Annotated in this window: 12 protein-coding genes and 3 tRNA genes; 4 read left to right on the forward strand and 11 right to left on the reverse strand. The window is 70.2% G+C overall.

Annotated elements, in window-relative coordinates:
* Nucleotides 1–120: 120 nt before the first annotated feature.
* From ACFWPI_RS08755 to crcB (ACFWPI_RS08770), 4 genes are all read right to left on the reverse strand, one after another.
* Nucleotides 121–2,463: a DEAD/DEAH box helicase gene (locus ACFWPI_RS08755; protein WP_380424680.1), complete on the reverse strand. Its 2,343-nt coding sequence runs from the start codon at nucleotides 2,461–2,463 to the stop codon at nucleotides 121–123.
* Nucleotides 2,464–3,533: 1,070 nt separating this feature from the next.
* Entirely contained in the window at nucleotides 3,534–3,908 is a 375-nt protein-coding gene (crcB, locus tag ACFWPI_RS08760; protein ID WP_380374902.1) for a fluoride efflux transporter CrcB, read from the reverse strand.
* Complete coding sequence (locus ACFWPI_RS08765) at nucleotides 3,905–4,255, reverse strand: DUF190 domain-containing protein (protein WP_063348329.1); 351 nt, start codon at nucleotides 4,253–4,255, stop codon at nucleotides 3,905–3,907. The genes crcB (ACFWPI_RS08760) and ACFWPI_RS08765 overlap by 4 nt, the downstream gene beginning before the upstream one ends.
* The gene (crcB, locus tag ACFWPI_RS08770) at nucleotides 4,252–4,749 is read right to left on the reverse strand and encodes a fluoride efflux transporter CrcB (protein ID WP_380374905.1); all 498 of its coding nucleotides are present in this window, start codon (nucleotides 4,747–4,749) and stop codon (nucleotides 4,252–4,254) included. Before crcB (ACFWPI_RS08770) ends, ACFWPI_RS08765 begins: the two co-directional genes overlap by 4 nt.
* 70 nt (nucleotides 4,750–4,819) lie before the next feature.
* Between crcB (ACFWPI_RS08770) and ACFWPI_RS08775 the strand changes: the two genes are divergently transcribed.
* From ACFWPI_RS08775 to ACFWPI_RS08790, 4 genes are all read left to right on the forward strand, one after another.
* Nucleotides 4,820–5,161 (forward strand): metallopeptidase family protein, encoded by a 342-nt coding sequence (locus ACFWPI_RS08775; protein WP_063348331.1) that lies wholly within the window; start codon nucleotides 4,820–4,822, stop codon nucleotides 5,159–5,161.
* 126 nt (nucleotides 5,162–5,287) lie between these two features.
* A tRNA-Glu gene (locus tag ACFWPI_RS08780) sits at nucleotides 5,288–5,360 on the forward strand.
* Between the two features lie 55 nt (nucleotides 5,361–5,415).
* Nucleotides 5,416–5,489 (forward strand) — tRNA-Asp (locus ACFWPI_RS08785).
* 27 nt (nucleotides 5,490–5,516) lie between these two features.
* Nucleotides 5,517–5,590, forward strand: a tRNA-Phe gene (locus ACFWPI_RS08790).
* Between the two features lie 833 nt (nucleotides 5,591–6,423).
* On the opposite strand, the gene ACFWPI_RS08795 is transcribed toward ACFWPI_RS08790, so the two are convergent.
* From ACFWPI_RS08795 to ACFWPI_RS08825, 7 genes are all read right to left on the reverse strand, one after another.
* Entirely contained in the window at nucleotides 6,424–6,723 is a 300-nt protein-coding gene (locus tag ACFWPI_RS08795) for a winged helix-turn-helix domain-containing protein (protein ID WP_380374907.1), read from the reverse strand.
* Nucleotides 6,720–7,157 carry a hypothetical protein gene (locus ACFWPI_RS08800; RefSeq protein ID WP_380374908.1) on the reverse strand — a complete coding sequence of 146 codons (438 nt, stop codon included), beginning with the start codon at nucleotides 7,155–7,157 and terminating at the stop codon, nucleotides 6,720–6,722. Before ACFWPI_RS08800 ends, ACFWPI_RS08795 begins: the two co-directional genes overlap by 4 nt.
* Before the next feature lie 2 nt (nucleotides 7,158–7,159).
* Nucleotides 7,160–7,921, reverse strand: a complete 762-nt coding sequence (locus tag ACFWPI_RS08805) for an ABC transporter permease (protein WP_380374910.1) — start codon at nucleotides 7,919–7,921, stop codon at nucleotides 7,160–7,162.
* Nucleotides 7,918–8,895, reverse strand: coding sequence for an ABC transporter ATP-binding protein (locus ACFWPI_RS08810; protein ID WP_380374912.1), 978 nt, complete (start codon nucleotides 8,893–8,895; stop codon nucleotides 7,918–7,920). Before ACFWPI_RS08810 ends, ACFWPI_RS08805 begins: the two co-directional genes overlap by 4 nt.
* 107 nt (nucleotides 8,896–9,002) lie before the next feature.
* The gene (locus ACFWPI_RS08815; RefSeq protein WP_380374913.1) at nucleotides 9,003–9,842 is read right to left on the reverse strand and encodes a lantibiotic dehydratase C-terminal domain-containing protein; all 840 of its coding nucleotides are present in this window, start codon (nucleotides 9,840–9,842) and stop codon (nucleotides 9,003–9,005) included.
* Nucleotides 9,839–12,259 carry a hypothetical protein gene (locus ACFWPI_RS08820; protein WP_380374915.1) on the reverse strand — a complete coding sequence of 807 codons (2,421 nt, stop codon included), beginning with the start codon at nucleotides 12,257–12,259 and terminating at the stop codon, nucleotides 9,839–9,841. The genes ACFWPI_RS08815 and ACFWPI_RS08820 overlap by 4 nt, the downstream gene beginning before the upstream one ends.
* Nucleotides 12,256–13,353, reverse strand: coding sequence for a hypothetical protein (locus ACFWPI_RS08825; protein ID WP_380374916.1), 1,098 nt, complete (start codon nucleotides 13,351–13,353; stop codon nucleotides 12,256–12,258). Before ACFWPI_RS08825 ends, ACFWPI_RS08820 begins: the two co-directional genes overlap by 4 nt.
* Between the last annotated feature and the right edge of the window lie 126 nt (nucleotides 13,354–13,479).

Here is a 13,479-nt window from a genome sequence, read left to right on the forward strand (position 1 = left end):
CGGGGGAGGTACCTGGGGGGTATCGGGGGAACGCGACGGGCCCGCTCCAGTGCATGGAGCGGGCCCGTCGTGTGTGTTCAGCTGTTCAGCTGCCGGTGGTCAACCACCGGCCGTACGGCGTCAGTTCTTCCAGCGCGGCTTGCGGTCGTCGCGGTTGAAGCCACCGGAACGGTCGCGGTCGAAGCCGCCCGAGCGGGCGCCGCCACGGTCGTCGCGGTCACGGCCGAAGCCACCACCGGAGGCCTGCGGACGGCCGCCGGAGCGGTGGTCGTCACGACGCGCGAACGGACGGTTGTTGCTGCCGCCGCGCTCGTCACGGTCCCGGCCGAAGGACGGACGGTCACCGAAGGTGCGGGCCGGGCGGTCGCCGAAGGAGCGGCCGCCGCGGTCGTCGCGGTCACGGTTGAAGCCACCGGAACGGTCGCGGTCGAAGCCACCACCGGTGCGGGCCGGACGGTCGCCGAAGGAACGGCCACCGCGGTCGTCACGGTCACGGTTGAAACCGCCCGAGCGGGCGCCGCCACGGTCGTCACGGTCACCGAAGGAACGGCCACCGCGGTCGTCACGGTCACGGTTGAAGCCACCCGAGCGGGCGCCGCCACGGTCGTCACGGTCACCGAAGGAACGGCCACCGCGGTCGTCACGGTCACGGTTGAAGCCACCGGAACGGCCACCACGGTCATCGCGGTCGCGGTTGAAGCCACCCGAGCGGCCACCACGGTCATCGCGGTCACCGAAGGAACGGCCACCGCGGTCGTCACGGTCACGGTTGAAGCCACCGGAACGGCCACCACGGTCGTCACGGTCGCGGTTGAAGGCCGGACGCTCGGTGCGCGCCTCGCGGTACGAAGTCGTGCGCTCCTCGGCCTGCGGCGCGGCGGCCGGAGCCGGCACCTCGGTGGCCGGGGTCTCCGCAGCGGCCTCGTCGCCCGCCTCGGCGGCCGGGGCCTCGTCCTCGATGCCCAGCTCGGCCCGCTCGCGGGCGGCCCGCGCGGCCAGGCGGTCGGCCTCCTCGCGCAGCTCGGTGGTGCGGCGCTGCGCGCGCTCCAGCTGGCGGGTCATGTCGGCGAGCTCGCGCTCGGCGGCACCGGCGATGCCGGCCGCGCTCTCGGCCTGGACCTCGATCAGCGAACGGGCGCCGGTGATCTTGGCGACCTCGGCGTCGAAGGCGTGGTCGAGGATGTGGCGCGAGGCGTCGACGCCCGCGTCCTCCATCAGGCGGAAGACGCCGCGGCGCTGGTGCGGCAGCACCAGGGTGACGACGGCGCCGGAGCGCCCGGCCCGGGCGGTGCGGCCGGAGCGGTGCAGGTAGTCCTTGTGGTCGCCGGCCGGGTCCACGTTGAGGACCAGGTCGATGCCGTCGACGTGGATGCCGCGGGCGGCGACGTCGGTGGCGACGACGACGTTGACGTAGCCGTCCTTGAAGTCGCCGAGGACGCGGGTACGGGCGCCCTGGGTCATCCCGCCGTGCAGCGCGTCGGCCTTCACGCCGGCCTCGATGAGCTGCTCGGCGACGCGGTCGGCGCCCATCTGGGTGCGGACGAAGATGATCGTGCGGCCCTTGCGGGCGGCGATCGCGTTGGTGATCGGCGCCTTGTCCTTGGGCTTCACCACGAGGATGTGGTGGGTCATGGTGGTGACCGCGCCGGCCGACGGGTCGACCTCGTGGGTGACCGGGTTCTTCAGGTAGCGCTTGACCAGGGTGTCGATCTCGTTCTCCAGGGTGGCGGAGAACAGCAGGCGCTGGCCACCGGCCGGCACCTGGTCGAGGATCTCGGTGACCTCGGGCAGGAAGCCCATGTCGGCCATCTGGTCGGCCTCGTCGAGCACGACGGTCCGGACGTCGGCCAGCTTGGCGCTGCCGCGGTTCAGCAGGTCGCGCAGACGGCCGGGGGTGGCGACCAGGACGTCGACGCCGCGCTCCAGCGCGTAGATCTGGTTCGACATCGAGGTGCCGCCGCAGACGACCTTGAGCTTGAGGCCGAGCACCGAGCCGAACGGCTCCAGGGCGTCGGCCACCTGCATGGCCAGCTCGCGGGTCGGGACGAGGATCAGGCCGCGCGGGTGCTTGGGCTTGGTGCGCTCGCCGTCGGCGAGGCGGGTCAGCAGCGGCAGGCCGAAGCTGAGGGTCTTGCCGGAGCCGGTACGGCCACGGCCCAGCACGTCCTTGCCGGCCAGGGCGTCCGGGATGGTCGCAGCCTGGATCGGGAACGGGGTGGTGACACCGCGCTTGGCGAGGGCGCGCACGACGTCGTCGTGCAGGCCCAGGTCGCCGAAGGTGATGGTGGGCTCGGCGGGCTCCTCGGCCTCGACGGCGTCGGCGTTCAGCTCGACGTCGGCGTCGGTGGGCTCGACGGCCTCAACGGCCTCGACGGTGTCGGTGAGGGTGTCGGCGGTGTCGGTGACATCGGCGGCGGCCTCGCTCGCGGGCATGGCGAAGCGGGCGTCGTCAACGAGAGACATGTAAAACCTTCCGGAAGTGGCACGCGCCAAAGTCCGGGGGTTCTGTTTCACAACCGCCTCTATGCGGTCAGCCACGGATCGCCGGAACGCGCCAAGGGCGCCAGATGGGAATAGGGCGCCAGTCAAATGAATCAAACGAACGATCTACCACCATAGACGAACCTCGGGATCAGAGGCAAATGCCCTGGCCAGACCGCTAATGCCCACCCGCATGCGGGCTCGGGGCCGAGGAACCGGAGTTACCGGCCGAGGGCTCCGGGGTCGGTGGGACGGTCGCGGCCGGTGAGGTGTGCTCGGGCTCGGGGGACGTCGAGGGGCGGCTGCTCGGCGTGGCCGACGGTGTGCCCGCCGTACCGCCGGAGCGGCCCTCACCGGTGCCGCCGGCCCCGCCCGCGCCCCCGGTACCCGCCGCACCGCCGGTACCGGCCGACGCGCCGCCGCCCGGCCGGGGCGCGGGGCTGGCACTCACGCCCCCCGCCGAACCGTTCGCGCCGGTGCCGGCCGGCGCGGGGTCCACGGCGGGCGCCCCCGGCACCGGGACCACGCCGGCGGCCGCGCCGTTCACGCCGGGCGCGACCTCGCCCGCCGCCGTGGCCGTCGCCCCGGCCGGCGCGTTCTCGCCCTGCAAGCCCCCCGGACGCTCCGGGCGCCCGGACGCACTCCCCGGATGCGCGCCGCTCGGCGAGGCCGACGGCCCACTCGTCACCCCCGGCTTGCCCGCCGGACCGACCTGCCCGACCGGCGCCACCCCGCGCTTCACCTCCGCCTCCGGACCGACCGACATGCACCCCGTCAGCCCCAGCCCGGCCACCGCCAGCACCGCCGCCGCACGCACCGAAGCCGTACGCGCCGAAACCGCACGCGCCGAAGCCGTACGCACCACCGCCCGAACCGCCCGCACCGAAGCCACCGAGCTCCCTCTCCACCGCCCCACCCGGGCCGCCCACTGCTCGCGCGGCCGCTTTTCGGTGCCCAACGCGCGCCCGCCCCGACGGGACACGGGCAGCGCGCCAGGAAGCGCCCGGGCCGCCTCCGCCACAGCCCGCCGAACCGGCAGACCGGCGGCCTGCTCAGCCCCAGAACGCCGAGGCCAGCCCCGCCCCCGCGTACACCGCGGCCAGCCCCACCGCCACGCTGCCCACCACGTTCGCCAGCGCGAAACGCCCCGCCCCGGTCTCGACCAGCCGCAGCGTCTCGTACGAGAAGGTCGAGTACGTGGTCAGCGCCCCGCACAGTCCCGTCCCCAGCAGCACCTGGACCTGCGGGGACGCGGCCCCCGCCGCCACCGCCCCGGTCACCAGGCCGAGCACCGTGCAGCCGACCGCGTTCACCGCGAACGTCCCCCAGGGGAACACCGAGTCGTGCCGGGCCTGCACCGCCCGGTCGGTCAGGTACCGCAGCGGCGCGCCGACCACCGCGCCCGCCACCACCAGCAGCCAGTTCACCCCGAAGCCCCTTCCCGCCCCACGTACCTGACCACTTCGCAGCGGTCCAGCAGCACCAAGCCCTCCGCCACCAGCCCGTCCAACTGCGGCAGGAACGCCCGCACCCGCTCCTCCTCGTCCACGATCACCACCGCCACCGGCAGGTCCTCGCTCAGCGACAGCAGCCGCGCCGTGTGCACCAGCGACGACGCCCCGAACCCCTCGATCCCCCGGAACACGCTCGCCCCGGCCAGCCCCGCCGCCCGCGCCCGGTGCACGATCTCGCTGTACAGCGGCCGGTGGTGCCAGCGGTCGTTCTCCCCCACCAGCACGGTCAGCCGCAGCGCCGGCCCGCTCAACCTGCTCACCGCACGCCCCCGCCTGCACGGGCGACCAGACGGCGCGTCAGCCCGGCCGCCACCCACACCGCGCCGAGCGCGCCCAGCAGCGTCAGCCCCAGGTACGCCAGCCCGAGCCCGAGCCGCCCCTCCTCCACCAGCCGCCGGATGTCCACCGCGTACGTCGAGAAGGTGGTGAAGCCGCCCAGCACCCCGGTGCCGAAGAACGGCCGCAGCAGCGGGTGCGCCGGACGCCCCTCGGTGATCACCACCAGGAACACCCCGATCACCGCGCACCCGACCACGTTGATCAGCAGCGTCGTCCACGGGAACGCCGCCGGGCCGTTCGCCCAGGCCAGCCCGGCGCCGTACCGCGCCACCGACCCGATCGCCCCGCCCACCGCGATCACCGCCACGGCCGGCCCCTGCCCGCGCCACACCGGCGGCCGTCTCCGGGCGACCGCCCCTTCGCCCACCGGCCGGGTCCGCGCCGGGCCGTCCACCGTGCCGTCCGAGGTCGCCATAACCCCATCAAACACCGGCTCCCGCCGTCTGGCACAGCGTCACTCCAGACCCGACAATGAACCGGTGGAGATGACCCGGGACGAGTTCGAGACGCTGGTCAGCGACGCCCTCGACCAGATTCCCCCGCAGCTCGCGGCCATGATGGACAACGTCGCCGTCTTCGTCGAGGACGAGCCCGACCCCGCCGACCCGGAACTCCTCGGCCTCTACGAGGGCACCCCGCTCACCGAACGCGGCGAGTGGTACGCGGGCGTCCTGCCCGACCGGATCCTCATCTACCGCGGCCCCACCCTCCGGCACTGCGAGACCCACGACCAGGTCGTCGCCGAAGTCCGCACCACGGTCATCCACGAGGTCGCCCACCACTTCGGCTTCGACGACCACGAACTCGACGAACTCGGCTGGTCCTGACCCCCGCCGTGAGCGGCCCTCGGGCGGCCCCCACCCGCCCGGCCGAAACCCGTTTTGGCGATCCGCCCTGCATCCCATATGCTTCTCGACGTCCCCGAACGCTGGGAACAGCGGGACAGGCCGCAAGCCCTCATCGTCTAGTGGCCCAGGACGCCGCCCTTTCAAGGCGGTAGCACGGGTTCGAATCCCGTTGGGGGCACGCAGTACCGTAGTAAAAAGCAGTGCCGCAAGACCTTAGTGGGAAACCACTACAAGGTCCCGTGGAGCAGTTGGTTAGCTCGCCACCCTGTCAAGGTGGAGGTCGCGGGTTCAAGTCCCGTCGGGATCGCTCGTCTCGCAAGAGGCGGTGCAGTACGGCCAGGTAGCTCAGTTGGTACGAGCGTCCGCCTGAAAAGCGGAAGGTCGCCGGTTCGACCCCGGCCCTGGCCACAAAGCATGACCAGGCACGATGCCCTCGAAGCAGCTCGCTTCGGGGGCATTTTCGTGCCGTTTGACGCCAACGCTGACGCCAACGGCTCCGAATCCCAGCAACTCCAAGCACCCAACCGGACCGCAGAAAGGCTGTGGATTGTGACCTCAGTCACACCACCCCTTCTTTCGATCATGGTGCCGGCTGGGTCGCCTTTGGAGCACCACAGACGCCGTACCCAGCCGATGACAGCCCGGATCACGGTTTCCATTTCCTCCTAGCGGGCCCGGCGAGACAGCTGTTCTCGCCATCACGCCGTTCACGCCATGCTGGGCAGGCGGACCGGCCGAACGCCCGCTCGGACCATGAAAGCCACAAACTTGATCGCGCTGTGCTTCCCCACGATCGCCATGCGCAGTCTCGGTGTCACTCACGCCAACGGCTCTGGTCCCGGCCACAGAGCGCGTGGCAGTACTCCTTGGGGGTAATGCCAGCCCGGAAGTCGGAAGACCGTCCCAGCGACACCACCGAATCGAAGCCGCAGCAGGTGGCGATGGACTCCGCCATCAGGTCAGTCCCGTCCAGCAGCTGGCAGCGCCCGGACTCCTGACCCTGCGCGCCCTCACACAGGGCCTCCGCCGCTCCTGGAGCGCTGACTCCAGGAGCGGCGCAGACGAGTCGGACTCGCAGTGCCACTCCGCCTGGTCTTCGCAGGGTTGGAGGCGGGAACGGTCTCCAGCACGTCGCGTTCCAGCCGCGTGTCGGCGCGCGGCCCGACGCATCGTGAGTGCGAACTCGGTCAAGGCGCGACACGGACGGAGGTCTGCTCTCCAAGCACCGACCGAACCCGCCATCAGGACGTCCAGCCAGCGATCTCCCGGAGGGCGCTCAGATGCCGCTCGAGCGCGGCACGCCCAGCCTTGGTGAGGGAGAGCCAGGTGCGCGGACGCTTGCCAACGAACGCCTTTCGCACCTTGACGTATCCGGCCTCCTCCAGGAGCGAGATCTGCTTCGACAACGCCGAATCCGTGATCTCGACGGTCTCCCGGACGAACTTGAATTCGGCTTCGTCGACCGCGGCCAACGCGGCCACGATGGAGAGCCGGATCGGCGCGTGGATGACGCCGTCGAGCGCCTTTCTCGGGTGGCTCACGGCCTGTCTTCCCCGGCGTGCCCCGCGCTGCGCTCGAGCCAGCCGATCACGAAGAACGGCACGGCGCAGAGCACCGCCCCCGGAAGCCACCACACAGCCCGGCCGGAGAAGTACACCGTGCCAAGGAGCACAGTGAGCGTGTAGATACCCGCCCCGGACGAGGTGACAACCGCGTAGAGCGCCCGGTGGTGCCTTGGTACCACCGGGCGGGTCGCGGTGTGGATTCCCAGCATCAGCAGCGGGATCAGCATTCCGACCGGGATGGCGTACCGCACGGACGGTTGGGCAAGCAGCCCATACGACGCGACCAGCACCAACATGGTGAGCCCCAGCAGGAACACCCCGACCGATCGCCGCCTTGCTCCCTGACGCATTCGCGATGCCAACGCCTCAGCCGCGACGAGCGATTCTTCCGCTTCCTTCTTGTCCACCACGATCACCGTTCCTCGTCCTGGTCCCACTTGAACGTGCGCACGGCCAGGAACACCGCTGTCACCGTGGTGGTGGCCACGACCAGGATAGAGAGCCACGCCGGGTGATACGGCTTGCCTGCCGACATCTGGGTCATCATCAGGTCCGCGAAGAAACTCGTGGGCAGAAGACCGAGCGTCTTGGCGACGGCGGCCGGCATCAGCTGAAGCGGGAACGCGAGGCCGCTCAGGAAAAGCGTCGCAAGCTGGACGAGTGTGCCCACGTTGGTGGCCGCGTCGGGCGAGGACAGCCGCCCACCGATCAGGTAGCCGATTCCTCCGAACATTCCGAGGCCGAGAAGGGCGATACCGAAGAGAGCCGGCAGCCTGCCCGGCTCCACCTTGCCGAGCGCGACCGCGAGGGCGAGCAGCACGACGACCTGGCACATGACCATGAGCACCCGGGCGAACATGTGGGTGAACACCAGTCGCGCCCGCCCCACCGGAGTGGTTCCGAGCAGCCGTAGGGTGCCCCTGGTCCGCATCGCGGCCAGCGGTCCCGCCGTGACGGTCAGGGCCGCGCTGGTGACAGCCAGGAAGAGTGCCATCGGGATGACCAGTTGGAGGAAGTCCGGCGCGCCCGCCGTCTTCGGGACAACCGCACCGATGCCCAGGAAGATCGCGAGCATTCCGAACGGGAAGAACAGTGCGAACCAGAAGTACCTGCGGTCCCGCAGGAGCTCGCGCCCCTGCAGGATCGCGAGTTCGCGCGTGGCAGTGCTTGTCATGCCCGCACACCTTCCTTTCCGGCGCGGTCCGTCTCGGTGTTCTCGTGGAAGGCCACGCCGGTGAGCCGACGGAAGACGGCCTCGAGACCGGCGTCCTTCAGCTGGATCCTCCGCGCCCCGAGCGGACCGGCGAGGAGCCCGAACACCGCGTCGGAGTCCGTAGTTCGCACCACCACCCGGACACCTTCGTCCACCTCGCGCGTGGTGACCTGTGACACCGCGGCCAGGTCGTGCAGTTCCGCCAGGTCGCAGTCCGCTTCGACCGTGAAGTACAGCTCCCGCTCCGGAGCGTGCTCGCTGATCAGGTCCTGGGGAGTGCCACAGGCGACGACCGAGCCCTTGTGCAGGACGGCCACCCGGCCGCAGAGAGTCTCGGCCTCCTCCATGGAATGGGTCGACAGCAGTACCGTTCCGCCGGCTTCGCGGTGGCCGCGGATGGCCTCCCACAGCTCCTGCCGGGCGTTGGGATCCATACCAGTCGACGGTTCGTCCAGGACCAGCACGCTCGGACGGGAGATCAGCGCCGTGCCGACCAGTAGCCGCTGCCGCTGACCGCCGGACAGCTTGGCGATCCTGACGTCACGTGAATCCTGGAGACCCATCCGGGCGATGACCGCGTCAGGGCTGTCCGCGTCGGGATAGAAGGAGGCCCAGACTCGCAGCAGTTCCGCCACCGTCTGCTGCTCGAAGACGGCAGCCTGCTGGGGCTGGATCGCCACGCGGGTGCGGATCTCGTCCCGCTGGGACACCGGGTCGAACCCCAGAACCCGAATCCTCCCCTCGTCCGGGCGGCGCAGGCCCACCAGCATCTCGATGCTGGTGGTCTTGCCCGCGCCGTTCGGGCCGAGTAGCCCGAAGATCTCCCCCTGGTGGATGGCCAGATCGATTCCCGCGACCGCGGTGATCTTTCCACGGGGTCCCGGATAGCACTTGATGACATTCTCGAACAGGATCGCCGGAGCATCTGCTGGCATTCCCCGTCAGCCTCTCGTCGCATACCACTGAGATCCAGCTGTGTCATGTACTGATCCCAGGCTGGCATCTACTTTCAAACTTGGCAAGTAGATTGAGCGGAGGAAACCTATACCCCCGCCGCCGCCACGACACCGAGCAGGCTCTCCTCGGCCGGCACGAAACCCCAACGGTTGAGATCCATGTGCAGGTAGTGGAGGAGCAACGTCGGCCGGTCGACCGGGTTCCCATCCGCCACCGCACGATCAAGGGCCCGCACCGCAAATCCGACCTGTTCATCGATGCCGCGGCGAAGGCGTGCGCCCACCTCGGACACCCGGGAGATCCCTGATGCGGTACCGGAGATGAGGCCGCGCAGCTCGTCCTGCGCTGTAACGGCCATCCTGAGCCGCGGGCCCCACTGGCGGCGATGTGTCGCCCAGAACTCGGCTCGGGACTCGGCAGGCAGAGCCGCCTGGACGAGTGACCTCATATAGGCGACCGCGACCGTCGCTCGGTCGAACAGCGGGTCCAATGCGGCCAGATCGTTGTCCGCGTACCAGCGGGAGGAGGCGGTGAACAGCTCCTCGGCCTGGGAAACCCCGAGCCTTCCACCGTACTTGGCCAGCTCAGGTGCGTAGAGGCAGCCTCTGGCCTGTTTCACGGCGGGAAGCCCCTGCGGCACCCCGGTGGGGATCAGCCTCGGTGGGACGGCCTGTCGGCGCAACGAGTGCAGCAGATCCACAAGTTCGGGCAGACGCTGATGGATACGGTCGACCCCGTCCTCGGAGCAAGAGACGCGCAGTCGCAGATGATGACCCGCCATGTCCCAGTAGCGGGTGAAAAACCAGGCCGGGGCACTCTCCTCGACCGCCCGCTCACGAAGCCAGGGGACCAGGACCCGGGTGGACTCGTCCATGAGGTCCGGATGTCCCGGGTACGCGCGGACATACCACCAGTCCACGGTCACGCCTCCTTGGGCCAGTGCAGAAGGGCCGCGTGCTCGGTGACCCGCGGCCGACCGAGAGCATCGCGCTGGGGGTGCAGGTGGCGCTGCGGCAGCGCCTCGACGATCCGTACGTGTCCGGTTGCCGGGCTCAGCCACCGCCACAGGACGCCGACCGACAGCGGGGCGGCCAGGGAGACCCACATCGGCTTCCGGTCCCCGGCCAGGCTGAAGCCGGGGCCGCCGAGTTGGTGGACGAACACCTCCTCGGGCATGTCGTGGGCGCGGCGGAACTCGTCCAGTCGAACGGCCAGACCAGTGTCATCCTGCGAGTCCGGGTCGGGGCGGGGGATCGCCGCGACCGGAACGATCCACGACGCGCGGCGCGTGATCACCCGCTGGTCGGCGATCCGCGGCAGTGCCACCACGCCCTCGCCGCAGTGTGCCCGCAGCTCGAAGGCCTTGGTCATGGTGTAGTCCGAGTGCGGCGACCCGTTGACCCACGGGTCGGCCAGCACCGCCAGCAGCCGGACGTACGACTGGAGCAGATGCTGCGGGATCAGGCCCAGGTAGGCCAGGCCGACCGGCTCCCCGGCTCGGTCGAACAACGACAGGGTGTGGTTCACCGGGTCGTGGACGAGCACGGTGTCGTCGAGGGTGATCCCACCGTCCGCGTCGACCTCTCCGGGTAGCAACAACGGGGGCAAGAGCCCGCTGCACTCCGCCTGCACCGTGTTGCAGTCCGTCCACGCCACCAACTCCCGGCACCGAACACCCGCCCAGCACCGCTCGACGTGTGTCGCGAGCCGATGCCGGAAGCCGTCGCCGAGCAGCCGGCCGAACCGGCTGAACAGCGCGCCGGTTCCGGCGCCGAAGTGATTGACGACCAGCCGGTGACGTCCGGCGACGACCTCTGCCTGGTTGGCGGCCTCCAGTTGGAAGAGAACGCCCGCCGTGGGCGGGGCGCTGGTCGGCCCAACGGGCAGCCAGGCCCGCCCCCCCGGTTCGCTGCGGCTCATCATGTCCGCAGTCATCGCACGGTCGAGCGGGGGGTTGGAGTCCCGGTCGACCGTGAGGCGCATCAGGAAGCCCAGAGGGTCGCGACAGACCCCGCCCGATCCGAACTCCGCCAGGAAGCACTCCAGCAGGAAATCGTAGATGTGGGAGCGGAAGAGGTACGGTCGCACCTTCGCGCCCAGTGCCTCCAGGTCGGCCCGGACTGCGGGAACGGCGAGCGGGTCCGGAAGGTGGAGGTCGGTCTCCCGGTCTTCATAGATGAGCCCGCTGGGCTTGCGCTCACCCAGATCGCCGTGGTCCGTCCAGCCGCCGGTCGTCTGCTGCAGCGCGGCTGCGGCATCGATCCGGCCCGGGACCGCGTTCTGATGGGCACGAGCGCCGAGTTCGTGCGCCCGGACGAGTTCGGACCGGGAGATCGGGGAATCCTCGCCCACCAGCTCAGCCAGGGCCAGGAACGGGTCCTCACCCTGCTTCCACGGCGGAACCGGATGCAGCAGACCGGAGTCCAGCAGCCGGCGGAACCGGGCGAAGGGCTGCTCCCCACCGATGGCGCGGAGCAGGTCGTCGAGCGCGGCACGGGGTTGCAGCCCGCGCAGCCGAGGGAGCGCGTGGTCCGCTTCGACCGCCCGGTCCTGACGCCAGATGACACCCTCGGTGATCACCACCTCGCTGTGCAGCACCAGGCCGTCCGGTTCTGTCGGGCCGCCAGGGTGGATCGGGGCAACGCGGTACTGCCACAGGCCCGCCGTCCGCTCGTCGCGCGCCAGGCGCTGCAGGGCCAGATGCGCCGTGGCAGCGGACGTGCGGCTGCGGGCCCGCCCCTGGCCGACGGTCCCGGCGACACCCACTGTGGTCAGTCCCGAGAAAGGGCTGGTCTTCACCGCGGCGCGGGCGACGTAGGAGTACAACGTCTTCAGGTTCCTGGCCGAGCCCGGCTTGCGCTGCCCGTACAGAATCCAGTCCGGTGCGGCGAGCGCGAGGGACTCGGCGAACCCGGCCGACTCCCGGGCACCGCTCAGGCGTCGAAGCGCCTGCTCACGGTCCTCAGCGAGTTGCTCGCCCAGCCGTGCTGTCAACTCCTGGTGTTCGGCCGCGAGCCCGATCCAGGTCTCGATGAGCTCCGACTGCTCTACGGGGATCCGCTTCGCCAGCCTCCGCATCGTTTCGTCGTCCCACGGCAGGGGAGCCATCCGATTGACCGCCCGCTTTCCGGCCAGGACATTCCGGCGCAGCAGCGGGTCGTCGTCCAGCTGCGGGACGAGCGCGAAGAGCAGGTTCGTGAGGTCCGGTACCAGCTTCTCCAACTCCTCAAAGCCAGCTGCCCGTTCGGCCAGCAGCCGTCGTGCTGCCGGAGAGACCAGATCCAGGACGTCGGCCGGAAGGCCGCCCACTCGCGTCAGCAGCACGTCGGAAGCGGCGGTCACCGGCCCACCACCGAGAGCGCCAGGTGCACGGTCACCGGGACCGCTTGGACGGTCGAGAGGGCCAGGAAGCAGACGTAGGCCACCGAGAACAGGCCGTAGGCCATGTAGGTCAGGCGGGCACGCCTACTCACGTTCCGCAGATGTGCCGGAAGTTCCTGGCGCCTGATAGTGCTGCGAAGCAGGGCGAACGCCCGACCGCGCGCGTTGGTCAGGCCGGTCGCGGCCTCAAGTGCGGTGTAACCGTCGCTCGGCATCAGCGGGTTGAGGTTGACGATGAGCATGAGCAGCTGCATTCCGAGCAGGAACGCGGCGGTGTGCTGCACCAGTCCATGCGAGTTCAGGGCCAAGATCCCGACCACACCGCAGAACCAGCCGTCGCTCAGAACTCCGGCGAGTGCCAGCACGATCCGTCCGCCCCGCTCGCGCACCCGGTACGCGTCGGTCCGGTCAACATAGGCCACTGGCATGAAGTAGAAGAGCAGCGCGACCCCGAGGCCGCGGATCGGCGCCCTGAGGACCTGCGCGACCAGGGCGTGAGCGGTCTCGTGCACCAGGACGAAGAGCAGCATCACGCCGGTGGCCAAGGGGAAGGCGAAACCTGCGAGTTCCTTCAGCGGCGGCATCGCCGCGAAGAAGGTGTGCAGTCCGAACGCGTAGCCCGCGAGGGCACCGATCACGGCGATCGCAACCGGAATCGCCGCCGGCACCTTCCGCAGGACCCGGGCCACTGGTTCCAGGACGACCGGGAGCGACCTGGTGAGAACCACCCTCGGCATCAGCATCGAGGTGCGCACGCGTCCGTTGCCGGGTTTCTCCGGCAGTTCCGATCCTTCCAGCAGACCGCTCTGGGCGAGGCTGGCCAGGAAGGAGTCCAGCTGCCGTCCGAACGCGTCGGAGCGCGGCCGGTCGTGGCCGGCGAGGTGCTCGACGAGATCGTCTCTGGTTCGGGTTCCGTCCAGGTAGGTGAGTACCACCTCGCCGGCCCGGCTGATGCGGTGGTAGTTCCCGGTGGCCGGATCGAAAATCAACGGAATGTCATCCATGCCGTGGATGACCTCCAGCTCCTCACGGAGTTTCAGCGGCGAAGTGATCACTTTGCTGTACCTCTCCTGGACTGCTGGACGGCCGGGGTCACCCGACCGCTTGGGCCGTGTCCCCCGGCCGCGAAAATTAAGGTTGTTTAGGGAAAGCGACCTGTAACCCCTAGGTGGAGGCGGTGG

It is taken from the genome of Kitasatospora sp. NPDC058492 (genome assembly GCF_042720685.1).
Taxonomy (GTDB): domain Bacteria; phylum Actinomycetota; class Actinomycetes; order Streptomycetales; family Streptomycetaceae; genus Kitasatospora.

Bases quoted from the DNA above. Each gene is read 5' to 3' on its own strand.
- ACFWPI_RS08805 (WP_380374910.1), bottom strand. From the start codon at position 7,921: ATGACAAGCACTGCCACGCGCGAACTCGCGATCCTGCAGGGGCGCGAG.
- ACFWPI_RS08810 (WP_380374912.1), bottom strand. From the start codon at position 8,895: ATGCCAGCAGATGCTCCGGCGATCCTGTTCGAGAATGTCATCAAGTGC.
- ACFWPI_RS08775 (WP_063348331.1), top strand. From the start codon at position 4,820: ATGACCCGGGACGAGTTCGAGACGCTGGTCAGCGACGCCCTCGACCAG.
- ACFWPI_RS08755 (WP_380424680.1), bottom strand. From the start codon at position 2,463: ATGTCTCTCGTTGACGACGCCCGCTTCGCCATGCCCGCGAGCGAGGCC.
- crcB (WP_380374905.1), bottom strand. From the start codon at position 4,749: ATGGCGACCTCGGACGGCACGGTGGACGGCCCGGCGCGGACCCGGCCG.